This window comes from Nocardiopsis sp. iso_40 (assembly GCF_056173285.1).
Window position 1 is genome coordinate 2,515,215 of record NZ_CM149666.1, and the last position, 23,125, is coordinate 2,538,339.

Consider the following 23,125-nt stretch of genomic DNA (forward strand, 5'->3'; position numbering starts at 1 on the left):
GATTACCGGCATTCGTTCGGTGTGCCCTCCCATGTGTACGAAGAGTGAAGACGTGGCCGGACGTGGAGCACCATGACTGACAAATCCCCCCGATCCCGCGGAGCGCTGACACCGAGGCCGGCCGCCCAACGGTGGCTTCTCGTCCTGGTCCCGGTGCTGCCGGCCTGGGGCTGGGCCCTGTGGACCGCCCACCCGGAAGGGCTGCTGCCGGTCCTGGCCAGCGGAGGCGTCGCCCTCCTGCTGCTCCTGGCCCTGGCGCTCCTCCTCGCACGCCGGGACCGCCGGATCGCCGAACTCCGGGCACGGCTCGAAGAGGTTCGGACCGAAACCGAGGCCCTCGCCGGGGAGCACCTGCCCCGCCTGGTCGAACGGCTGCGTGACGGCGACTCCGCCGACACCGCCCTGCACCGGGTGCCCGCCGTGTCGGACCCCTCGAACGCCGCCGTCCTGCGGGCCGTCGCCACCGGTATCTCCACCGCCGAACGCCGCCGTTCCGCCGCCATGACCGCCTGCGCCACCGCCGCGGGCCGGGTCCAGGCACTGACCACCACGATGCTCGCCGACCTGCGCCAGATGCAGGAACGCCACGGCGACGGCAGCGCCGGGGCCGACGTCCTCGGCGACCTCATGCACCTGGACCACACCACGGCCCAGACCGGGCGGGTCGCCGACAGCATCGCCATCCTCACCGGAGCGCGTTCGGGACGCAGGTGGGGCCGCGCCATCCCGATGGAGAGCATCCTGCGCGGCGCCATGGGCCGCATCGGCGCCTACCAGCGGGTCCGCACCCACAGCGTCTCCGAACTCGCGGTCGCCGGGTTCGCCGCGGAGGGGGTCATCCACGCGCTGGCCGAGATCCTCGACAACGCGGCCAAGTTCTCCCCGCCCACCGCCGAGGTCCACGTCCACGTGGAGGAGGTCCAGGCAGGGATGGCGATCATGGTCGAGGACGGCGGCCTCGTCATGGGCGAGGAGGCGCTGCGCCGGGCCCGCCAGGCGGTGGAGGGCGGACTCGACATCTCCGCCATCTCCGGTTCGCGCCTGGGTCTGCCGGTCGTCGGACAGATCGCCCACCGCTACGGCCTCGAAGTCTCCTTCCGCTCCTCCTCACGCGGCGGCACGGCCGTGATCCTGCTCCTGCCCCAGCGGCTCATCAAACCGCTGCCCGCCCCCACGGCGCCCCAGCCGGTCGTGGCCCCCGAACCCTCCCCCCGAAAGTCGGCGGCAGCTCCCGCCGACTCCGCTCCGGCACCCAGGGCGGAGAACGGCCTGCCGCAGCGCCGCCGGGGCCGGACCCTCGCCGCCGCGGAGCGCAGACAACCCGCCCCCGAAAAACCCGGTCCCCCCGCCTCGGCGAAGGATTTCGGCGCGTTCCGATCCGCGGTGCGCGGCCAGGGGCCGACTGACTCACCGAAGGACACCTGATGGACCTCAACAAGCTGACCTGGCTGCTCGAAGGCCTCCTGGAACACACACCGGGCACGCGGCACGCGCTCGTGCTCTCCCGGGACGGACTCAAGCTCTGCCACAGCTCGGGCCTGAGCACCGACAGCGCCGACCACCTCGCCGCCATCGCGGCCGGGGTACAGAGCCTGGCACACAGCGCCTCGGTGGAGTTCGGTGACGGCAGGGGCGGCGTGCGCCAGGCGATGGCCGAGTTCTACGGCGGCCTGCTCTTCATCGTCGAGGCCGGCCACGGCACCCACCTCGCCGTCGTCACCAGCGACGAGGCGGAACCGGGGCTGGTCGGTCACAACATGAACGAGCTGGTCGAACAGATGGGCGAGCACCTGACCACACCGCCCCGGGCCGGGGCCGAGACGGTATGAGCTCGCACCGCGGGGAGAGCCCCGACCGGCTCTACGTCATCACCTCGGGGCGCAGCAGCGGGGCCGACGACTCCCTGGACGCGGTGACACTCATCGTCGCCGAGTGCCTCCCGACCCAGGGCATGCAGTCCGAGCACGCCGAGATCCTGCGCCTGTGCGTCAGCCCCATGGCCGTGGTCGAGGTCGCCGCCCACCTGCGCCTGCCCGTGACGGTCGTGCGCATCCTGCTCACCGACCTGATCGACACCGGCCGGGTGACCGCACGCCACCCGGCCCCCGCGCCCTCACCGGCGCACCCGCTCGCCTCACCGGACGTGTTGGAGAAGGTGCTCGTTGCACTCCACAACCTCTGAACCAGCCCCTGAACCCGGCACCCCGCCCGACGGGCCGGCCTCCCCGCTCGCCGACAGCACGGAACAGGCCCTGAAGATCGCCGTCGTCGGCGGTTTCGGGGTCGGCAAGACCACCCTGGTCCGCTCGGTCAGCGAGATCCGTCCGCTGACCACGGAGGAGACCATGACCCGGGCGGGGAACGGGATCGACGACCTCAGCGGGGTGGAGGGCAAGCGCACCACCACCGTCGCCTTCGACTTCGGCCGCATCACCCTGGACGCCACCTCGGTCCTCTACCTCTTCGGAGCCCCGGGGCAGGAGCGCTTCTGGTTCCTGTGGGACCGGCTCTTCACCGGGGCCCTGGGAGCGGTCGTGCTCGTCGACACCCGGCGCCTGGAGGACTCCTTCTACGCCATCGACCGCCTGGAGGCGCAGGGCACCCCGTTCATCGTCGCGCACAACGACTTCGGCGACACCGAACACACCCTGGACGAGGTGCGCTCCGCCCTCGACCTGGACCCCGCCGTCCCGCTCGTGCGGTGCGACGCCCGGGAACGGGAATCGGCCAAACAGGTCCTCATCGAGCTCGTACACCACGTGCGTTCCCTGATCACGAGGAGGGCCGGATGAGCGGTTGCCCCGTCCAGTTGTACGGGCCGGACTTCCAGTCCGACCCCACCGGACACTTCGAGAGCATGCGTTCGGCCCACGGCCCGGTCGTGCGCGTGCGGTTGGACGGCGACGTCCCCGCCTGGCTGGTGCTGGGGTACCGGGAGCTCCACCACGTGCTGAGCAACCCGAAGATCTTCGGTAGCGACTCCCGCAGGTGGAACGGCTGGGAGGGGGTGCCTCCGGAATGGCCGCTCATGCCTTTGGTGTTCCCGGCACCGAACATCCAGCACGCGGAGGGGGAACAGCACCGGCGGCACGCCCTGGTCATCAACGAGGCTCTGAACGGGGTGGAACCCTACGAGCTGCGCAGGGTGATCACACGGATCGCGGACCGGCTCGTCGACTCCTTCTGCGCCTCGGGCGAGGCGGACCTGAGATCGCTGTACGCCTATCGGCTCCCGGCCCTGGTCCTGTGCTGGATGTACGGTCTGGACGACGACCAGGGGGACGCGCTCAGCGCCAAGATCACCACCATGCTCGACGCCGAGGCGGACTCCCAACAGGCCTACCTGGAGCTCAGCGCGGCACTCCGGCAGTTGGTGCTGGAACGCCGGGCCAGAGCCGGGGCCGACGTGGTGTCCCGTATGATCTCGCACCCGGCCGGGTACAGCGACGAGGAGCTCGTCGTCGACCTGCTGGCGATTATCGCCGCCGGTCAACAGACCACCGCCGAGTGGATGGGCAACGCGCTGCGGCTGATGCTCACCGACAGCCGTTTCTCCGCCTCGATGGCCGGGGCCCGCAGCAGCGCGGGGGAGGCTCTGTCCCAGGTGCTGTGGGAGGACAGCCCGTGCCAGATCCACGCGGGCCGGTACGCCGTGCACGACGTGGAACTGGGCGGCCAGCTCATCCGCCAGGGCGACCTGGTGCTCCTCAGCCTGGCCGCCGCCAACCGCGACCCGCGGGTGCGCCCGGATTCGGGAACCTCCGGGGAACGGGGCAACAAGGCGCACCTGTCCTTCTCCCACGGTGAGCACCGGTGCCCCTATCCGGCCCAGGAGATCGCGGAGACCATCGCCACCACGGGGATCGAGGTCCTGCTGGACCGGTTGCCCGACACCGAACTCGCCGTCCCGGCCCAGGACCTGCGCTGGCGCCCCTCCCCATGGGTCCGGGGGGTCGCCGTCCTCCCGGTCACCTTCACCCCCACCCTCCCCCAAGGAGTCCACTGATGCCCTGCCCCGTCTCCCACGCCGACGGTTCCGACGACATCACGGTCATCCACCCCGTGGTGGACAGCCTGCCCGCCGAGCGTGAGCGCCTCTACCAGGCCGGGCCCGTCGCCCGGGTCCAGCTGCCCGGCGAGGTGACAGCCTGGGCCACCACGCACCACGAAGTCACCAGAGCCACCCTCAACGACCCCCGCCTGGTCAAGGACGCCGAGCACTGGGCCGACTTCCAGGCCGGGCGGATCCCGGAAGGGTGGCCGCTGCTGCTGACCGTCCCCATGGGTACCGAGGACATGCTGGGCCTGGACGGCGCACCGCACAGGAGGCTGCGCAACCACATCGCCAAGCCGTTCTCGGCGCGCCGGGTGGAGCGGCTGCGCCCGAGGATCGAGCAGATCACCGCCGACACGCTCGACCGGTTGGAGCCCGGGGCCGACCAGCCCCTGGACCTGAAGTCGGAGTTCACCTTCCCCATCCCGATCGGGGTCGTCGGCGAGCTCTACGGGATCGACCCGAGCCACTATCCGTACCTCGGTGACCTGTGCAACGCGCTCTTCGACTCCACCAACACCGCGGAGCGGTTCCTGGAGACCTACTCGACCCTCCAGAGCTTCTTCGCTGACGTGGTCGCCGCCAAGAAGGCCGAACCGGGGGACGACATGACCACCGACCTGTTCGGTGAGGGCCCGGACGGAGACCGTCTCAGCGACGGTGAGATCCGGCAGATCCTCCTGAACGTCATCGTGGCCGGGCACGAGACCACCGTGAACCTGCTCAACAGCGCGGTGCGCGCCCTGCTGGCCCACCCCGAGCAGCTCGACCTGGTCAAGAAGGGCGAAATCGGTTGGGACGCGGTGGTCGAGGAGACCCTGCGCTACGATCCGCCCAACATCTCGATGCTGTTCCGCTTCGCCACCGAGGACATCGAGATCGGCGGGGTGACCATCCGCAAGGGCGAGGCCCTGATGACCCACTACGGCGCGGTGACCGTCGACCGGGAGGAGTACGGCGAGGACGTGCACGTGTTCGACCCGACCCGGACCAGGGGCCGCCACATCTCCTTCGGCTACGGCCCGCACGTGTGCCCGGGCGCGCCTCTGTCCCGTCTGGAGGCGGGCGTCATCCTGCCGATGCTCTTCGAGCGCTTCCCGGACCTGACCCTGGCGGTCGCCGACGAGGAGTTGGAGCTCAACCCCTCGCTCCTGGTCAACAGCCTCAAGGAGCTCCCGGTCCTCCTGCGCCCCCGGGGATAGCACGGGGTTCGCCGCCGGGCCGTTTCCAGGGCCCGGCGGCGCTGTTCCGGGGACCAGGTCACGGGGGGACAGAGGGAATTCAGGAAACCCCCAAAAAAGGTTGAAAGCGGACTATTATCACTAATCAACCCTAAAATCGGCAGTCCGAATGTCGTTCCGAGAGGACGTCAGGACATGCCGAAGCCGGTCGTGACCGCCGCCGCCATCCTGGTCCTTCTCCTGACCGGATGCGACCTGGGCGGAGTCCGCGAACTCGTGCCGTCCGCAGACGAACGGGAGGTCTCCGAACCCGGCGACCAGGGGCAGGAGACCCCCGTCCCCGGGGCGGAGGAGCCGGTCGGCGACCCGGAGCAGACCTCCGAGCCCGAGCGGACCTCCGAGCCCGAACCGGGGGAGCCCTCGCCCGATCCCGGTTCCGAACCCGCTCCCGATCCCGGCGCCGGGACCGGGGGGCCGACAGAACCCGAGGGGACGGCCGCGCCGGAGGAGTCCGGGGAGGCCGGGGAGGAGGTCCCGGACGAGGCGGCCGAGTACATGGCCGCCCTCGCCGCGAGCGACGACCCCGAGCGGATGCGCGAGGGGCTGACCCTGGCGGCGGAGGACTCCACCGCCCACACCTACCTGCGCCACCACGTCCAACTGTTCAGCGCCTGGGAATCGGCCGGCGATCCCCGTCCGAGCGCCACCCTGGAACCCTCTGAGGAGGGCTTCGAGCTGTGCCGCCCGGAGACCGGGGGGCCGGTGTGCGTCACCTTCGACCAGTTCACCACGGAGGACGGTCTGATCACCGGTTTCCTCATCGACGGCCAGGATCCCGGCAAACGCCTGGTCTCCGGCAGCGGTGTCGCCGCCAGCTCGGAGGGGGTCGACGTCCACCTGCTGACCGCCTACCAGAGCGTCACCGACGACGCCCTGGTCGTCACCGCCGAGTTCACCACGGTGGACAATGTCGCCCTGGACCTGTTCGGCGCTACCTACACCGCCCCGGACGGCCACGAGTACCGGGCCGAGGAGGCCGTGGGGGAGTACGAACTGGACGCGGGGACCGCCACCCAGACCGCCCTGTTCTTCAGCGGGCCTGAGGTGGGCGGCGACCTGGCCGTGACCGGCTGCCTGGACGAGTGCTTCGCCACCGTTGACCTGGAGTTCCCCGTCGAGTGAACAGCCGTGAGGCCAGGAGCCTCTTCTGGGCCCGGTCGGCCCTGCTCCTGTTGTGCTCTGCGGCCCCAGTACAGGTTAAGACTGGGGCAAGGATTCCGGCCGGGGCTGACAAGGAGGATCAGGATGGGCAACCGAAGAGTTAACAACTCCTTTTCTGGAGAAAATAAGGGGTTGGTCGTCCAAAGCGATGCAGTCAACCTGAACATGTGGGGAGAGGAGAACCAGGCCCGTGAGAGGATCACTCGCGCTTCCACACAGCTGTTCGGCGGGCCGCCGGTTCTCCAGGTCGGAGCCCTTGATGAACTGGAGGACATCGGCTGCAGATTTCCCGCTCTCCGGCAGGCGGTTGTGGACGTCATGTGCTGGTTCCTTCGTGAAAGGTCGCGGACGGACAGCCAGCGGGTGCGCGAGAGGACCCAGGAGACACTGAGTCGGAGGCTTTCGGAACATGACTTCCACCAGGGCCGGTGTTCGCGCGAGGAGTTGGAACTCTGGGAGGGCATACGGGTTGACCTCAGTGGAGCCCTGCTCCAGGACTTCTCTTTCATGAACTCTGAGCTCGACCAGGCTGGCTTCGCCGGGGCTGAGTTCCACGGATACACGCAAATGTCAGGAATGAGGATCTGGAATCGTGCTCGCTTCGACAGGGCCGTCTTCCACGGGCCTGCGTCCATGAACAATACGCGCTTTGAGAGGGGGGCTACCTTCGCCGAAGCGACATTCCAGCAACAGGTGTTCCTTCATGGGTCCACGTTTGCGCTCGAGGCCAACTTCGAGGAGGTGGAATTTCAAGGGTACGCGACTTTCCAATCTGTGTTGTTCGGCGGCGATTCGCGTTTCTCGCATTCAACGTTCCATCGGGATGCAGTGTTCGAGGGGGCTGAGTTCAAGCTCGAAGCCATCTTCTCGAACGTGGACTTCTTGTCGGAGGTCTCGTTTGAGAGGGCTGTCTTCGATGGCATAGCTGATTTTTCCAAGGTGGCCGGATCCGAGGAGTTCTGTTTCGGCGGGGCGAGGCTGCGTCCGTATCTGCTCAACCGGGTTCCTTCGGGGTGGGCCGTGCGGGAGCACGAAGGTGAGGGGTACATGCTGCCCGTGGATGCGTCGTGGCCCACAGAGAGCGGGGACACGGAGAAGTGACTGTCTCGGTGCCGGTCGCCACGTGCTCACTGTGGAGGCTCCGGTGTATACCGGGATCGCCTCCCGTCACTCCTGCGCAGCAAGGTGGCTGTCGAAGGTGATGTCGGGGCCGGCCGACACTGTTTCGCTGGAGGCGGGACGGTAGGTGACTGAGCGGAGCTTCTGGCTGGTGCTGCGGGACGCCGGGAGGGCCCGGTGGTACGGGGTGAGCAGGGGTCTGTCACCATCTCGGTCCCACCCTGGTTCCATCAGTGCGACGGCTCCTCGAAAATGAGGCGAAGTAGCTCGTTTGACCTGGTGTTTTGTGGTGCAACCGGCAGGATTCGAACCTGCGGCCATCGGATGCGAAGGCCGTCCTGTGCCATGTTGCGTCGCAGGCCGACCGTCGTCCAGCAGCACCTCGACCTCGGGGAAGCAGCGAAGCAGGAATCGATGCCCGCAGTGCGCACCGCGGTGGCGTCGTGCATCCCTCCCGGGGCGCATCGCATCGGTTCACAACGTGCGCCCGCGATGGTCGGCGGCGATGGTGGCCTTCATCGTGTTCTGCTTCTTCCACGAGCGCGGCCAGGCGATGCTGGGAGATGCCGGTGAGCCATGGACGGGCCAGGACCGTACGGTCGACCTTGATCGCCAGGTCGGGGTCATGCCACAGGCGCTCTCCCCGCCCCATCCGCTGTCACGCACCAAATCGTTGATCTGCTTGCTTGTGCCGGGACGGCCCCCGGCGTCCGCTTTTCGCTTCCCCGGTACCCCGTGCCGGGTGGCGGAACTCCTGTTCTGCCTGTTTGACGGCCGCTCCGGATCAGGCTCGGAAAGGACTACCAGAACGGGTAGTGGTCCTTCCGTGCCGCGCGGTCCTAGCATGGGGGCGGACAGAGCGACACGACCCCCAGGCGAGGACCGATGCCCGAGGACGCCACCCGGACATTTCCAGTGAATGGCTTGCGCGATCTCCGGGAAAGACATCGAGAGCTGCTGGAAGAATCACTTTCGGCGGTTTCCCGGCGTGAATACTGGGCCGCCTACGCCGAGGACCGGGATTCCTATGGTCCGGGCGCGGCGAGAAGCGCGGAAGACCGTTTCCGGGACACCCTTGGAACGCATTTCGTGCTGGGCCAGCCCGGCGAGGACGGCCGTGTCGGCCCGGGCCCCGACACCGGTGGCGAGGTGTCCCCCTTCGGCTTCCCGCTGGGGGTCTCCTATCCGCACACCGACCCGGAGGTGCTCCTCCCAGCCATGGCGGCGGCTTCGCGTGCGTGGGCCGGGCTCTCCCCCTGGACACGGGCGTCGGTCTGTGCGGAGATCCTCGCCCAGGTCAACGTCCGCTCCCACGAGATCGCGCTCGCCTCGAAGCACACCAGCGGTCAGGGCGAGCTCATGGCGTTCCACGCCGGGGCCGCTCACGCGCAGGACCGCGGGCTGGAGGCGGTGACACAGGTCCTGGCCGAGCAGACCCGGTTGCCGGAGCGGGTGATCTGGCGCAAACCGGCCCCGACCGGGACCGAGGTCCTGGTCAAGGACTTCACGGTGGTGCCGCGAGGGGTGGGGCTGGTCGTGGCCGGAGGCGTCGTACCGACCTGGAGCGCCTACCCGGGGCTGTTCGCCTCCCTGGCGGCGGGCGGCGCCGTTCTGGTCAAGCCACACCCCGACGCCGTACTGCCCCTCGCGCTGACGGTCCGGATCGCCCGCGACGTCCTGCGCGAACACGGCCTCTCTCCCGACCTCGTCTGCCTGGCTGCGGAGTATCCGGGGGAGGGCCTGGCCCGTGTCCTGGCCCGGCGGCCGGAGATAGGCGTCATCGACTACACCGGATCCTCCTCCTTCGGCGGGTGGCTGGAGGCGCACGCCCACAGGGGGGCCACGGTCCTCACCAGCAATGGAGCGGTCAACTCCGTCCTGGTCGACTCCACCGACGACTACCGGGGCATGGTCGCCAACCTCGCCTTCACGCTCACGCTGTACAGCGGGCGCCTGTGCACCAGCCCGCAGAACCTGTTCGTTCCCGAGCACGGCATCAGCACGGACGAGGGACACAAGGACCTGCGGACCTTCGTCGAGGACCTGGGCGGGGAGATACGCGCACTGCTCGGCGGGGGCAGGGAGTCGGCGGAGCTGCTCGGGGCGGTTTCCCACCCGGAGACCCTGCGGGTGTGGGAGTCGGCGGTCGCCGGCGAGTTGGGCGAGGTCCTGTTCACCGCTCCGGAGGTCGGCCACCCCGACCACCCGGGAGCCGAGGTGCGCCCTCCCGTGATCGTGCTCGCCGAGCCCGGGGCCGACCGACTGTACACAGAGCATCCGGGGCCGCTGTCCTTCGTCGTTCCCGTCCACTCGACGAAGGCGGCCCTGGAGTCGATGGGGGAGGTCGCCCTGGCGAGCGGGTCGCTCACCGCCGGGGTGCACACCACTCGTGCCGAGGTGCGCGAGTCGGCTGAGGCACTGGCCCGTGAGTGCGGTGTGGGGGTGTCGATCAACCTCACGGGCCAGTGGCTCATGACTCAGTCTTCGGTCTTCTCCGACCTGCACGGCAACGCGCTCAATCCGGCGTCGAACTTCGGTGGTTCCCGGGGGGAGTTCGCGACGGCCCGCTTCTCGGTGGTCGGTGTCCGGCGCCGGGCGGACTCAGCCGAAGGAGACCGGCTCACCGGAGCGGATCATCAGGACACGGAGGAGCTCCACGCGTGACCCCGCACCATAGGTACGGAAGAGCTTCTTGAGGTGGTAGTTGACGGTGTGGGGTGAGATGCTCAGACGCCGGGCGATCTGGCGGTTGGTCAGGCCCTCGGCGACCAGTTCGACGATGGACCGCTCCTGGTCGGTGAGGGGACGGCGCTCCTCGGAGGGTAGGACCTTTGTGTCCGCAGGTCGGGGATCGGGCACCGGTGCGGGTCCCTCCGGCTCACGGGCCGGGGACGGGTCGTCGCCGGGGTCGGCGGCGGTCGCGGCCGGTTCCGACTCCTGCCGCATGATGAGCCGGAACACGTCGGGCACCAGGCCGGAGATGACCCGTTGCACCAGTCGGCTCGGGAAGTCGAGTCGGGGGCCTGCCCGTAGCAACCCCACTCCGCGCGCCTCCTCGATCAGCGGCAGGATTTCGGTCGGCCGCATGCCCAGCAGAGCGGGGCAGCGGTCGAGGGAGACCCCGCCAGCGAGGGCTGCCGTCACACGCAGGAACTGGCGGCACTCGGGGGAGCACTCGGCCAGCATCCCCTCGGCCCAGCAGTAGAGCCGTTCGGGCAGGCAGTCGGTGATCAGGCACGCCCGGGGCCCGGTGACGAGGACCGTGCGTTCCTCGACCAGCCCGCGAAGCAGCTCGACCACGATCTGCGGGTTCCCGTTCGCCTGGTCCACCAGGTCGACCAGATCCGGGTCGGGTTCGGCCCCCAGTACGTCGACGGTCAGTGCGCGCACTGCTTCCGGGGACAGCCCGCCCAGGCCGATCCGGACGGTTTCCCCTCCCAGGCTGGACAGACGCGAGTCCAGGCGTCGGGTACCCGCTCCCGGCCTCCGGGTGATGAGCCAGACGCCGCCGTCGCCGCGCCGGTCCCACATCAGTGAGAGGTTGTTGACCTCCAGGTCGCTCATCCGGTCGGCGTCGTCCACCACGATCAGGTGGCGGTCGACCACGTCGGCGTGCGTCCCGCTGCTTCCCTGCCCCAGCCGCTGGAGGGGACTGCCGGTGTTGACGCTGAAGCCGAGCCCCCGGGCGAGGTCGATGCACTCCTGGAGGAACCGGGTCCGGCCCGACCCCACCGCTCCCTCGACGAAGACGAGAGTGCTGCCCTGCCCCCGGGACCGGTCGAACGTGGCGGCGACCTCGGACAGTTCCCGGTCACGGCCGTATAAGCGATGCTTGCACGTGGAGGGTGCCGTGGGTCTTTCCATGGCTGTGATTGTCACGAGAGCTCTTCCATCGGTGCGTTCGGACTGTGGTGGGGTGCCGTTTCGCGGGTCCGAGGGGCAGGCGGACCGTGCGGGGACCTGCTCGGGTCGGGGCGTTCGTCCCCGTGGAGGGGCCGTAGTCTCCCGGAGGCAGAGCGGGCGGGGGACCTCACCGACCTTCCGGCGGATCGGGGAGTAGGTCCGACAGCAGATCCGCGAATTCGCCGGCGGTGAGTTTGGTGTCGCTCAACAGGGTGTGCAGGAGGATGCCGTCGATCATCGCCGTGACGACGCGCACGCGCGTGGGGTCGTCGGTGTAGTGGCGCGCGAAAGCCGAGACCGTCGCCAGCCACCGGTCGGTGGCCTCCCGCAGGTGGGGTCGGCGCGCGGCCAGCAGGAAGAGTTCGTACTCGGCGAGGAGGCGGCCGGGGTCCGCCGCGACCTTGGCCAGCAGTTCGGCGAGGTCCTGCCTGCGGTCCCCGCCCGAGGACAGGCGGCGCATCCGCTCGGAGTCCTCGTCCATCACGCTGGTCAGGGCGGCCGTCAACAGGTCTCCCAGCCCCGAGAAGTAGTAGGTGGTTGCGGAGGTGGGGACTCCGGCCTCCTGGGAGACGGCGCGATGGCTGACCCCGGCCACCCCGTCGCGTTCGATGACCCGCAAAGCGGCTTCGATCAGGGCTTTTCGTCGTAGTTCGCCCTTCAGACGACGTCCGTCCTGCTGGTTCAGGGCTCCTCCTTCGGTTTCTGGTGAGAGCGTAACGCCGTCGGTGCGTTCTCCGCTTCGGGCGGGTCCGGTGTCCGGGGCGGGTGCGGGTCCCGGACACCGGGGTCCTCATCCGGCGGCCTCGGTGGCCTCCTCCGCCGGAGCCGCCTCCTGACGGGTGCGTGCGCGGGCGTCGGCGCGGCCCAACATGGGCACGGACGCCACGACCAGGAGGAGCGCGGTGCCGCCCGCGACGACCGCGACGAGGAACCCTTCGGTGGTGCCGTAGGACTCGACCGCGAGCCCGGCGGAGAAGGTGCCCAGGGCCGTCCCGATCGTTAGGCCGGTCAGGGCCCAGGTCATACCCTCGGTGAGCTTGGACGGCGGGACGATCCGCTCGATGAGCGTCATCACCAGGATCATCGTGGGGGCGAAGAAGATCCCGGCGAAGAACACGGCGAGGGACAGGGCCCAGATGCTGCCGACCACCAGGAAGGGCAGGGTGGTGACGGCGGTGCCCGCCACGGCTGCGACGAGCATGAGATGGGGCCTCCACGGCAGGTTCAGGGCCCCGAAGGTCAGCCCGGCCACGGCCGAGCCGAGCGCGTAGGCCGAGAGCACGATCCCGGTGGCGCTGGCCACGCCGAGCGACTCGGCGAAGGCGACCGCTACGACGTCGACGGCACCGACGATCACACCGCCGGCGAGCAGGGTCAGGACCAGGGACACGAGGGCGGGGCCGAGTACGCCGGGGCCCCGGCTCTCGTTTCGCCCGGGGGTGCGCACCGGTGGTTCGGTGCTGCGCTGGGCCACGAACAGGGTCACCCCCAGGGCGAGGAAGGCGGCTGAGGCCAGCGGTCCCGCCTGGGCGAAGGCCATGGTGCTCAGCACCACGGAGAGGGCGGGGCCGGTGATGAAGGTGAGCTCGTCGGCCACCGACTCGAACGAGTAGGCGGTGTGCAGTCTCGGCGAACCGCGGAGGAGCTCGGTCCAGCGTGCCCTGGCCATGGCGGACATGCTCGGCATGGTCCCGGCGGGGACGGCGAAGGCGAAGAGCGTCCACTCGGGTGCGTCGAACTGGACGCACAGGAGCATCAGGAGCAGGGACGTGACGCTGATTGCGGCGGCCAGCGGCAGGACGCGCCGCTGTCCGTGGCGGTCGGTCAGCCGGGAGACCTGTGGGGTGATCAGCGCCATGGACAGGGTGAAGGTGGCCGCCACCGCTCCGGCCAGGGCGTAGCTGCCGTGTGTGTTGGACAGCATCGTGATGATGCCGATGTTGGTCATGGCCACGGGCATGCGCCCTATGAGGCCGGCGGCGGTGAAGCCCTTGGCTCCGGGCGCCGCGAAGATCTGCGAGTACGGGTTGGGCATGGGGTCGGGTCCTCCGCGGGGGCCGTGGCATGGGTCGGTCGGAACGTGTCGCGCCCAACAAGTGGGACGTACGTCCAAGTTTCTACCCCCTGAGGCCTCGGACCGCAAGTGAAACGTGACACAGGGCATCGGCTCGCACGGATTTCCGTCCGGTGCGGATGGGTCGACTACCCATTCGGTCGGCCGCCTACCCGATGAGGTAGTGGCCGTCCTAATGGGGGCAAACTAGCCTGAGGTTGGATTTGTTGGAATTGCACATATATTTCGGCCCTCCGAAATCTGTGTGGCGATGCCTCGCGGGGCGGTATCCGATCCCTCGGAAAAGAGTTGTGAGCATGACGTCTGCTGAATCCGTCTTCCCACTGAGTGACTACCAGCGTGATATCTGGGCGGCTGAATCGCGTGTCGCGGGAAGTCCCCAGTTCAACGTCGCCCTCCACGAGCGCCTGGAGGGTGCCCTGGCCCCCGGCCTCCTGCGCGAGGGCCTGGCCCGCGTGCTGCGCCGACACGTCGCCTTCCGGCTCCGCTTCGGCGAGGACGACGCCGTCAATCCATGGGCAGCTCTTGCGGAGAACAGTGATATTCGCTGTTCAGAGCGGATCGAGTGGGTGGACCTGGCCGGGGCCGGCGATCCCGGCCGGGCCGTGCGCTCCTGGCTGGAAGAGTCCCTGTACCGGCCTCTGGACCTGTACGGGGGCCAGCCCTTCCAGGCGGCCCTGATCGCCGAGCGGGAGGACGTCGTCCACGTCTTCCTCAAGGTGCACCACATCGTCGCCGACGCCTGGGCGCTGAACACGGTCTCCCTGGAAATGATCGAGGAGTACCTGTCCCTGTGTTCCGGGAAAGAGGTGTCGGGGCAGGAGGCCGAACCCTCGACCGGTGCCATTGTGGTGCCCGCCGGGTATCGTGATTTGGCGGGTGTGGAAGTTGACAGAGATTTTCACAGAAAGAACCTCGAAGGGGTCGACCCCGCTCTGTTCACCCGAAATTCCACCGGCCGTTCCGAACGGGGCCGGTATTCCTTCACCATCGACGGGAAAACTGTCGGCCGCGTTCTTGAGGCCGGGGGGTCGCCCTTCGCCTACCTCTCCGCGGCGCTCTCGGTCTGCCTGACCCGCGTACACCGCTCACCCGAGGTCGTTCTGGGCGTGCCGTTCCTGAACCGCCGCACCGACGACGAGCGCGCGACCGTCGGCCAGTTCGCCAACAACCTCCCGGTGCGCGTGGCCGTGGACCAGACCGAGACCCTGCTCGACCTGGCCGGACGTATCCGGGGAGACCTGCGCGAACTACGCCGGTACGAGCGGCTGCCCTTCGGCGACATCCTGCGTGAGAGCCCCGTGTGCGGCGGCGGTCCCCGGCGCCTGTTCGACGTCACCGTCTCCTACATGCGCTACCCGCGCCCCTCTCCACTGCCCGGTGTCCGGCGCGACACCACGATCATGGCGCCGGTCCACGAGGAGAACGCGCTCTCGATCATGGTCCACGCCTTCGAGGACGAGGACGACCTGCGGATCGACATGGACTTCGCACGCGACGTCTTCGACGGGGACTTCCGCGCCGAGGCCCTGGCCGGACACGTCCAGGAGCTCGTCCGCAAGGGCCTGGACCTGCGCGAGCTGCCGCTGTCGGCGCTGTCCATGCTCACCACCGAGGAGTACGAGGACGTGGTGCGCCTGCGCCAGGGCGAGACCACCCGCTACCCCAGCGAGAAGACGCTGCACGGGATGTTCGCCGAACAGGCCGAGCGGACCCCCGACCTGGTGGCCGTGCTGGACGACGCTTCGGGCACCCGCCTGACCTACGCCGAACTGGACCGGGCGGCCAACCAGGTCGCACGCGCCCTGCGCGCCGAGGGGGTGGGCCCCGACGAACGGGTCGCCGTGGTGGCCGAACGCGGCCCCGAACTCCTGCCCGCCCTCCTGGGCGTGCTGAAGGCCGGAGGCGCCTACGTGCCGGTCGACCCCGGATACCCCGAGGCGCGCGTCCGGCTACTGCTGGACGAGAGCGGGGCGCGGACCGTACTGCACAGTGAGGGGGCGCGGGTCGAGGTGGCGGGCACCACCCCGGTCCACCGCGTCGCCGACCTCCTCCACGGCCCCGGCACCCCCCTCGCCCCGGATGCGCACTCCGACGACCTGTGCTACGTCATCTACACCTCCGGCTCCACAGGTCGGCCCAAGGGCGTCATGGTCGAACACCACTCGGTGGTCAACCGGCTGACCTGGATGCAGCGCCGCTATCCGATCGGCCCGGGCGACACCCTGCTCCAGAAGACCCCGATCTCCTTCGACGTCTCGGTCTGGGAACTGTTCTGGTGGGGCTCGGTGGGCGCCAGGGTGGCTCTGCTGCCGCCCGGCGGTGAGAAGGACCCCCGGGAGATCGCGCGTGCCGCCCGCCGGCACCGGGTCACCGCCGTGCACTTCGTCCCCTCCATGCTCGGTCCCTTCCTCGACCTGTTGGAGGACGAACCGGAGCTGCGCGCGGGCCTGGACGCGCTCAGGTACGTCTTCTGCAGCGGCGAGGCACTGCCCGCCGAGCGCGTCCAGCAGTTCAACCGCGTGTTCGGCGCGGCCCCGCACACGGAGCCCGGAACCGCGGCGCCCCGGCTCGTCAACCTGTACGGGCCCACCGAGGCCGCGGTGGACGTCAGCTACCACGACCTGCCCTCCGCCGACGAGGGCCCCGTGACCCGTGTGCCGATCGGCCGCCCCGTCGAGAACACCACCCTCTACGTGTTGGGAGAGCACGGCGGGCCCCAACCGGTCGGTGTCCCGGGCGAGCTCCACATCGGCGGCGTCCAGGTGGCCCGGGGCTACCTGGACCGGCCGGAGCTGACCGCCGAGCGCTTCCGCAAGGACCCGTTCAACCCCGGCGGACGCCTCTACCGCACCGGTGACCTGGCACGTCTGCTCGCCGACGGCACCATCGAGTACCTCGGCCGCATCGACGGCCAGGTCAAGATCCGGGGCAACCGCGTGGAGCTGGGCGAGGTGGAGAACACCCTGGTCGGCCTCGACGGAATCCGTGAGGCCGCCGTGGTCGACCACCGGCCCGAGGGCAGGGACCTCCTGCTCGTGGCCTACTACGCGGCCCGGCGGGAGTTCACCCCCGCCGAGCTCCGCGCGCACCTGTTCGAGGCTCTGCCCGAGTACATGGTGCCCTCGCTGTTCGTCCGCGTGGACCGTATCCCGATCACGCCCAACGGCAAGACCGACCGCCGGGCCCTGCCCGCCCCCCAGATGCCCGGCGGAAGCGCCGAGGGCGGCGAGCCCCGCGACGAGACCGAGGCCGTGCTGGCACACGTGTGGGCCGAGGTCCTCGGCGTCCGGCGGGTCGGCGTCCACGACGACTACTACGCCCTGGGCGGGGACTCGATCACGATGCTGCGCGTGCGCGCGTCGGCCGAGCGGCGGGGGATCGGCTTCTCCCTCTCCGACCTGGTGGCCGAACCGACCGTGGCGGGCCTGGCCACCCGGTGCACACGCATCGACGAGGCCGGGAGCACCGCGGACCAGGACCCCTTCGCCCTGGTCTCCCGGATGGACCGGGCCAGGCTCGAGGGCCGTGCGGACGCCTACCCGCTCACCCGGCTCCAACTCGGTCTGCTCTACCACTCCCGCGAGCATGAGGACAGCGCCGTCTACAGGGACGTGTTCCGCTACAGCCTCGCGCTGCCCTGGGACGAGTCGGCCATGCGGGCGGCCTTCGGCCGGCTCCTGGTCCGTCACCCGGTGCTGCGCTCCTCCTTCGCCCTGGCCGGGTACTCCGAGCCGCTCCAGGTGGTGGAGCACACCGTGGAGGGGGCACTGTCGGTCAGCGACCTGCGCGACGCACCCCCGGAGCAGGCCGAGGAAGCCGTCACCGCCTACATGAGCGAGCGCAGGGTGCACCCCTACACGCTCGAACGGGCGCCGCTGCACCACTTCCGGTTCTTCGTCCTGCCCGGCTCCGTGGAGCTGGTGCTCAGCTTCCACCACGCCATCCTCGACGGCGGCAGCGTGGCCAACCTGGTCAGCGAACTGCTCCAGGACCACCTGCACGCCGTGGGGCTGGACATCGACGCGGTGCCCGAGCGCCCCCTGCCCTCCCCGGCCCTGCACGTGGCCGACGAGCGCGCGGCAATGGCCTCCGAGCAGTCGCGCGCCTACTGGAGGCGTACGCTCGAGGGCGCCGTGCCCCCGCCGCTGGAGGGGTTCGCCGCCCATCAGCGGCCCCGCGGGGAGGAGGGCCTCGTCGTCCGGGAGGTCAGGCTGCCCGAAGCGCTGGGCCGGGCGGTCGGCGTGTTGGCACGCGAACGCGAGGTGCCGGTCAAGTCCGTGCTCTTCGCCGCGCACACCACCGTCCTGCGCCTCCTGTCCGGCCACGAGGACCTGACCACGGGCCTGGTGACCCACGGCCGACCGGAGGTGGAGGGCGGCGACCGCATCTGCGGCCTGTTCCTCAACACCGTGCCGGTACGGGTGAGCGCCGTCCCCGACACCTGGTTCGACGCCGTACGCGAGGTCGTGGAACGCGAACGCGAGAGCCACGCGCACCGCCGCGTGCCCCTGGCCACCATCCAGGAGGATCTGGGCGGGGTGTCCCTGGTGGACACCGCGTTCAACTACATCCGCTTCCGCCAGCTCGGTCCGGTCTTCGAGCTGCCCGGCGTGGCCGACCTAGGGTTCCAGGCATGGGAGGAGACCAACTTCGCCCTGTTGGTCAACGCGATGGCCGACCCCGTCGACGGCCGAATCACCCTGCGCCTGGACCTGTCCGGTCGCCGGTTCACGCCCGAGCAGGGCGACCTGTACGCCGACACGTTCGTGCGGGTCCTGCGGCTGCTGGTCGAGTCCCCCGACGAGCTGGCGGACCCTTCCCGCCTGGCCGGACCAGCCGCCGAGGTGGTGGACGCCGGTCCCCGGCGGGACGTGGCCCGCCTGTTCGAGGAGGGCGCCCGGCAGCATCCGGACCGCACCGCCCTGGTGTTCGGTGAGCGTACGTGGACCTACGCCGAACTGGCCGGGGAGTCCGAGCGTGTCGCCCGGTCCCTGCTGCACGTGGGTGTACGGCCGGGAGACCGGGTGGGCGTGGCCATGGACCGCTCCCCGGAGGCCGTCGCCACCCTGGTGGGCATAACCCTGGCCGGAGCGGCGGTGGTACCGCTCGACACCTCCTACCCGGTGCGGCGCCTGCACGCGATGGTGGAGCACGCCGACCCGGTCCGGATCATCGCCCACGAGCGCCACGCACACCTGGTCGAGGACGGCGGACGCCTGCTGACCGCCGAGTCCCTGTTCGACGGCACGGTCGCCCCCGCGACCGGTGCGGGCCCCGGGCTTGCCCGGATCGCCCCGGAGGGCGAAGCCTACGTGCTGTTCACCTCCGGCTCCACCGGACAGCCCAAGGGCGTGTCCATGCCGCACCGCTCCCTGGCCAACCTCGTCGCCTGGCAGAACGCCAGGCCCAGCGGTGCCGTGGGCGGACGCACCCTCCAGTACGCGCCGATGAGCTTCGACGTGTCCTTCCAGGAGCTCTACTCCACGCTGTGCGGCGGTGGAACACTGGTCCTGGTCACCGAGGAGCTGCGCCGGGACATGCCCGAGCTGCTCCGGCTCATGGACCGGGAGGGAGTGGAACGGGTCTTCCTGCCCTACGTGGCCCTCCAACGCCTGGCCGAGGCCGCCGACGGGCTGGGCGTCTTCCCCCGGGACCTAAGGATCCTGGCCTCCTCCGGCGAACAGCTGCGCGTGACCGACGAGATCCGGCGGTTCTGCGCCGCTCTGGGCGAGGTGGTCCTGGAGAACCAGTACGGCCCCACGGAGAGCCACGTCGTCGCCGTCCACACGATGGAGGGCGACCCGGCTGACTTCCCCGCGCTGCCGCCGATCGGCAGGGCGATCGACGGAGCACGGGTCCTGGTTCTGGACGAGCGGCTGCGCCCGGTCCCGGTCGGAGGGAAAGGCGAGATCCACCTGGGCGGGGCGTGCCTGGCCGACGGCTACGTGGGCCTGCCCGAGCTCACCCGGGACCGCTTCCACGGCGAGGGCGCAGGGCGTCTCTACCGCACCGGAGACGTCGGCATGGTCCTGCCGGGCGGCGACGTCGTGTGCCTGGGGCGCTCGGACCGACAGGTCAAGGTGCGCGGGTTCCGGGTCGAGCCCGCCGAGGTCGAGCTGGCGATCAGCGCGGCGGCGTCCTCCGGTCTGGCCGCGCTCCGGGAGGTCGCCGTGGTCGCCCGGCGGCGTGAGGGCCAGGACGCCTTCCTCGCCGCCTTCCTGGTCGGTGACCCCGGGCGCTCGGACCTGGAGGCGTTGCGCCGCCGACTGCGTTCGACCCTGCCCGAGTACATGGTGCCCTCGCACCTGGAGTGGCTGACGGCCATGCCGCTGACGCCCAGCGGCAAGCGCGATGACGCCGCTCTGGTCCGGGCCGTGCTGACCCGGGGCGAGGCCGGTGAGCGGACGGCGCCGCGCGACGCGCGCGAACGCGCCCTCGCTGAGATGCTCGCCGACCTGCTGGACGTCGCTGACCTCGGCGTGCACGACGACGTGTTCGACCTGGGCGCCACCTCGATCACCGCGATGCGGCTCGTCGTCCTGATCGAACAGCGCTTCGGGGTGAGCGTGGCCCTGTCGGAGTTCGTGGCGGCCCCGACCGTCGCCGCGCTGGCCGAGCGCGTCGGTGCGACGCGGGACCGCGGCGAGGAGGCCGCCGTGTTCGACCCCCTCGTGCCGATCCGCCCCGGAGGGGACCAGCCGCCGCTGTTCCACGTCCACCCGATGGGCGGCAACGTGCTCTGCTACCTGCCGTTCGTCCGGCACCTGCCCGAGGGCCAGCCCTTCTACGCGCTGCAGGCGGCCGGGACCGACGCCGGGACCGAGCCGGTGCACGGGGTGGAGGAGATGGCCCGCGGCTACGTGGCAGCGATCCGACGAGTCCAGCCCGAGGGGCCGTATCACATCGGCGGTTGGTCCTTCGGCGGGTTCGTCGCCTTCGAGATGGCGCGCCAGCTGCGGGCCGCCGGCCAGGAGGTCGCCTCCCTGGTCCTGCTCGACACCACGGCGCTCAACCCCGGACGTCGGCCCTGGACCGATGACGACGCCCTGATCGGCTGGTTCTTCTGGGAGCTGCTGTGGCTGGAACGCGGCGGCGAGTCACCGGAGGCGGTGATCCCCCGTGAACTCACCACCCTGGAGGAGAAGTTCGAGTTCATCACCCGGCTGGCGGTCGAGGAGGGTGTGCTGCCGCCCGGCAGTACCGGCACGGTCGTACGCCGCCTCTTCCGCCTGTACGAGGCGAACTGGCGGTCGGCCTTCGCCTACCGGCCCGAGGGCGCGGACCTGGACGCGGTGCTCGTCCACGCCCTGGAACCGCTGCCCGAGGTGCTGCGGAACATGCACTCGGCCATCGGAAGCATGCACGCCGACCCCGCCAACGGGTGGCGTGCGTACACCTCGGGACGTCTGACCGTCGTCGACGTGCCCGGGGACCACCTCACGATCATGGAGGAGCCCCACGTGGCCGAGGTCGTACGAGTCGTCCTGGACGCGGCGGCTCCGCAGCAGGACGGGGAGAGCTGAGATGGGCGAGTCGAGGACGGCGATCGTCGTCGGAGCCGGCATCGGCGGTCTGACCGCCGCGATCGCACTGCGCAGGGTCGGCGTGGACGTGCGCGTGTACGAGCGCGCACCCGAGATCCGGGCGGCCGGGTTCGGTCTGTCGGTGATGAGCAACGCCGTGGCAGCGCTGGACTCCCTCGGTGTGGACCTGGGGCTGACCAAGCGCGGCAGGACGCTGGACACCTACCAGGTCAGGGACACGCGGGGGCGGCTGATCCGGGAGTTCCCCTTTCCGGAGATCATCGACCGCCTCGGTGTCCCGAGCGTGTGCATCAGCCGTGCCGAACTGCTGAACGCCCTGCAGGAGGAGGCCAACGGTATCCCCGTCGAGCTGGGCCGGGCCGCGGAGCGGTTCGAGACCGACGGCGGACGGGCCAGGCTGCACCTGGCCGACGGGTCCGCGGACGAGGCCGACATACTGGTGGGCGCCGACGGGTTCCACTCGGTCGTGCGCCGCCAGATCGCCGGTCCCGAGCCGGCCCACGACAGCGGCTACATCTGCTGGCTGGGGATCACCGACTACGAACACCCCGGGTTCGACCCGGGATCGGTGGTGCACTACTGGGGCGACGGCCAGCGGTTCGGGCTGGTGGACATCGGCCACGGCCGCTTGTACTGGTGGGCGACCAAGAACATGCCCGCCGAGCGGTCCGCGAACTGGGACGGCGGCAAGGCCGAGGTGCTGCGGGCCCTGTCCGGCTGGCCCGACGAGGTCCGTGAGGCGGTCCGGGCGACCCCGGAGTCCGACATCCTCGGCATCCCCTCCAGGGACCGCACGTTCCTGGAGCGCTGGGGACACGGGCCGGTGACGCTCCTGGGCGACGCCGCGCACCCGATGCTGACCAGCCTGGGCCAGGGCTCGGCGATGGCGATCGAGGACGCCGCCGTGCTCGCCCACACGCTGCGGGACGCCCCGGACGTGCCCTCGGCACTGCGTGCCTACGAGGACGACCGCCGCGAGCGCACCCGCGGCATCGTCGAGGCGACCCGGGCCATCAGCGACTTCGAGCAGTCGGAGGGGCCGGTGCGCCGCAGGGTGCGCGACGCCTACTTCCGCCTGATGCCCCACAGGTCGCTGGTGAACCGGCTCGAACCCGCACTGACCTTCCCCGGACCCGGACCCGTGACGAAAGGATGAGCCCCATGACGTACGACCCCTCCCACAGGGCCGTTGTGGTGACCGGAGCCTCCTCCGGCCTGGGCCGTGAGGCCGCCCTGGACCTGGAGGACCGCGGTTTCCACGTGGTCGCCGGTGTGCGGCGCCCCGAGGACGGCGAGAAGCTGGTCGCCGCGTCCCTGCACGGCAGGGTCGTCCCCCGGCTGGTGGACGTGACCGACGAGGAGTCCGTCGCTGACTGCGCACGGTTCTGCGAGCAGGAGCTCGGAGGCCTGTGGGGGCTGGTGAACAACGCTGGGATCTGCGTCTCGGCGCCCCTGGAATGCGTGGACGGCGAACGGATGCGCCACCAGCTGGAGACCAACGTGGTCGGCCAGCTTGCCATGATCCGGGCGCACCTGCCGCTGCTGCGCCGGAGCCGGGGGCGCATCGTCAACGTCACCTCGGGGCTGGGCAGGGTCGCCGTCCCCTACATGGGGGCCTACTCCGCCGCGCAGTTCGCCAAGGAGGCGATGAGCGACGCGTTGCGCCGTGAGGTGGCCCCGAGCGGTGTGCGGGTGTCGGTGGTCCAGCCCGGGGCGATCCGGACCCCGATCTGGGGGAAGGTGTCGAACGTGGGCGCGGAGGCGCTACGCGGGGCTCCGCCGGAGGTCGCGGCGCTCTACCGGATCACGTTCGAGAGGTTCCTGGAGGGCAACGCCCGGCAGGCCCTGCAGAGCCGCACCACTCCGGAGGACTTCGCCCGGGCGGTGGCCCGCGCGCTGACCGACGCCCGTCCGCGTACACGCTACCGGGTCGGTTCGGACGCCCGGTTGGTGAACACGCTGTCCCGGATGCTGTCCGACCGGCTGTTGGACCGGTACTTCGCGGGCATCCCCACCCCCTGAGGGG

Annotated in this window: 15 protein-coding genes; 12 read left to right on the forward strand and 3 right to left on the reverse strand. The window is 70.3% G+C overall.

The genetic code is table 11. From position 1 onward, the window contains the following. Window positions 1-72: 72 nt before the first annotated feature. From AC0VYD_RS11045 to AC0VYD_RS11085, 9 genes are all read left to right on the forward strand, one after another. Window positions 73-1,425, forward strand: coding sequence for an ATP-binding protein (locus tag AC0VYD_RS11045; RefSeq protein WP_475479775.1), 1,353 nt, complete (start codon window positions 73-75; stop codon window positions 1,423-1,425). Beyond that, a complete protein-coding gene (locus AC0VYD_RS11050; protein WP_191271016.1) occupies window positions 1,425-1,829 on the forward strand; it encodes a roadblock/LC7 domain-containing protein in 405 nt (134 codons plus the stop codon). The genes AC0VYD_RS11045 and AC0VYD_RS11050 overlap by 1 nt, the downstream gene beginning before the upstream one ends. Continuing rightward, window positions 1,826-2,182 carry a DUF742 domain-containing protein gene (locus AC0VYD_RS11055; protein ID WP_191271014.1) on the forward strand — a complete coding sequence of 119 codons (357 nt, stop codon included), beginning with the start codon at window positions 1,826-1,828 and terminating at the stop codon, window positions 2,180-2,182. The genes AC0VYD_RS11050 and AC0VYD_RS11055 overlap by 4 nt, the downstream gene beginning before the upstream one ends. After that, window positions 2,163-2,792 (forward strand): GTP-binding protein, encoded by a 630-nt coding sequence (locus AC0VYD_RS11060; RefSeq protein ID WP_475479776.1) that lies wholly within the window; start codon window positions 2,163-2,165, stop codon window positions 2,790-2,792. Before AC0VYD_RS11055 ends, AC0VYD_RS11060 begins: the two co-directional genes overlap by 20 nt. Next, on the forward strand, window positions 2,789-4,006 hold the full coding sequence (locus AC0VYD_RS11065) for a cytochrome P450 (protein ID WP_475479777.1): 1,218 nt from the start codon (window positions 2,789-2,791) through the stop codon (window positions 4,004-4,006). The genes AC0VYD_RS11060 and AC0VYD_RS11065 overlap by 4 nt, the downstream gene beginning before the upstream one ends. Then, window positions 4,006-5,256, forward strand: a complete 1,251-nt coding sequence (locus tag AC0VYD_RS11070; RefSeq protein ID WP_475479778.1) for a cytochrome P450 family protein — start codon at window positions 4,006-4,008, stop codon at window positions 5,254-5,256. Before AC0VYD_RS11065 ends, AC0VYD_RS11070 begins: the two co-directional genes overlap by 1 nt. Window positions 5,257-5,430: 174 nt before the next feature. Next, on the forward strand, window positions 5,431-6,417 hold the full coding sequence (locus AC0VYD_RS11075) for a hypothetical protein (protein ID WP_475479779.1): 987 nt from the start codon (window positions 5,431-5,433) through the stop codon (window positions 6,415-6,417). 123 nt (window positions 6,418-6,540) lie between these two features. Further along, complete coding sequence (locus tag AC0VYD_RS11080) at window positions 6,541-7,557, forward strand: pentapeptide repeat-containing protein (protein ID WP_475479780.1); 1,017 nt, start codon at window positions 6,541-6,543, stop codon at window positions 7,555-7,557. Between the two features lie 1,107 nt (window positions 7,558-8,664). Next, window positions 8,665-10,239, forward strand: a complete 1,575-nt coding sequence (locus tag AC0VYD_RS11085; protein ID WP_475479781.1) for an aldehyde dehydrogenase family protein — start codon at window positions 8,665-8,667, stop codon at window positions 10,237-10,239. Here AC0VYD_RS11085 and AC0VYD_RS11090 read toward each other — a convergent pair. From AC0VYD_RS11090 to AC0VYD_RS11100, 3 genes are all read right to left on the reverse strand, one after another. Continuing rightward, on the reverse strand, window positions 10,177-11,454 hold the full coding sequence (locus tag AC0VYD_RS11090; protein ID WP_475479782.1) for a helix-turn-helix transcriptional regulator: 1,278 nt from the start codon (window positions 11,452-11,454) through the stop codon (window positions 10,177-10,179). The two genes, AC0VYD_RS11085 and AC0VYD_RS11090, sit on opposite strands and share 63 nt — an antisense overlap. Window positions 11,455-11,605: 151 nt before the next feature. Continuing rightward, window positions 11,606-12,109: a TetR/AcrR family transcriptional regulator gene (locus tag AC0VYD_RS11095; protein WP_475480242.1), complete on the reverse strand. Its 504-nt coding sequence runs from the start codon at window positions 12,107-12,109 to the stop codon at window positions 11,606-11,608. Window positions 12,110-12,268: 159 nt separating this feature from the next. Further along, complete coding sequence (locus AC0VYD_RS11100; RefSeq protein ID WP_475479783.1) at window positions 12,269-13,513, reverse strand: MFS transporter; 1,245 nt, start codon at window positions 13,511-13,513, stop codon at window positions 12,269-12,271. A gap of 335 nt (window positions 13,514-13,848) precedes the next feature. Between AC0VYD_RS11100 and AC0VYD_RS11105 the strand changes: the two genes are divergently transcribed. Genes AC0VYD_RS11105 through AC0VYD_RS11115 form a run of 3 tightly spaced genes read left to right on the forward strand, consistent with a single transcriptional unit; the run spans window position 13,849 to window position 23,121 of the window. Continuing rightward, window positions 13,849-21,078, forward strand: a complete 7,230-nt coding sequence (locus AC0VYD_RS11105; protein ID WP_475479784.1) for an amino acid adenylation domain-containing protein — start codon at window positions 13,849-13,851, stop codon at window positions 21,076-21,078. A gap of 1 nt (window position 21,079) precedes the next feature. Further along, window positions 21,080-22,255 (forward strand): FAD-dependent monooxygenase, encoded by a 1,176-nt coding sequence (locus AC0VYD_RS11110; protein WP_475479785.1) that lies wholly within the window; start codon window positions 21,080-21,082, stop codon window positions 22,253-22,255. A gap of 5 nt (window positions 22,256-22,260) precedes the next feature. Further along, a complete protein-coding gene (locus AC0VYD_RS11115; protein ID WP_475479786.1) occupies window positions 22,261-23,121 on the forward strand; it encodes an SDR family oxidoreductase in 861 nt (286 codons plus the stop codon). Window positions 23,122-23,125 lie beyond the last annotated feature (4 nt).

Bases quoted from the DNA above. Each gene is read 5' to 3' on its own strand.
- AC0VYD_RS11070 (WP_475479778.1), top strand. From the start codon at position 4,006: ATGCCCTGCCCCGTCTCCCACGCCGACGGTTCCGACGACATCACGGTC.
- AC0VYD_RS11075 (WP_475479779.1), top strand. From the start codon at position 5,431: ATGCCGAAGCCGGTCGTGACCGCCGCCGCCATCCTGGTCCTTCTCCTG.
- AC0VYD_RS11065 (WP_475479777.1), top strand. From the start codon at position 2,789: ATGAGCGGTTGCCCCGTCCAGTTGTACGGGCCGGACTTCCAGTCCGAC.
- AC0VYD_RS11050 (WP_191271016.1), top strand. From the start codon at position 1,425: ATGGACCTCAACAAGCTGACCTGGCTGCTCGAAGGCCTCCTGGAACAC.
- AC0VYD_RS11110 (WP_475479785.1), top strand. From the start codon at position 21,080: ATGGGCGAGTCGAGGACGGCGATCGTCGTCGGAGCCGGCATCGGCGGT.
- AC0VYD_RS11080 (WP_475479780.1), top strand. From the start codon at position 6,541: ATGGGCAACCGAAGAGTTAACAACTCCTTTTCTGGAGAAAATAAGGGG.
- AC0VYD_RS11100 (WP_475479783.1), bottom strand. From the start codon at position 13,513: ATGCCCAACCCGTACTCGCAGATCTTCGCGGCGCCCGGAGCCAAGGGC.
- AC0VYD_RS11045 (WP_475479775.1), top strand. From the start codon at position 73: ATGACTGACAAATCCCCCCGATCCCGCGGAGCGCTGACACCGAGGCCG.
- AC0VYD_RS11105 (WP_475479784.1), top strand. From the start codon at position 13,849: ATGACGTCTGCTGAATCCGTCTTCCCACTGAGTGACTACCAGCGTGAT.
- AC0VYD_RS11055 (WP_191271014.1), top strand. From the start codon at position 1,826: ATGAGCTCGCACCGCGGGGAGAGCCCCGACCGGCTCTACGTCATCACC.
- AC0VYD_RS11115 (WP_475479786.1), top strand. From the start codon at position 22,261: ATGACGTACGACCCCTCCCACAGGGCCGTTGTGGTGACCGGAGCCTCC.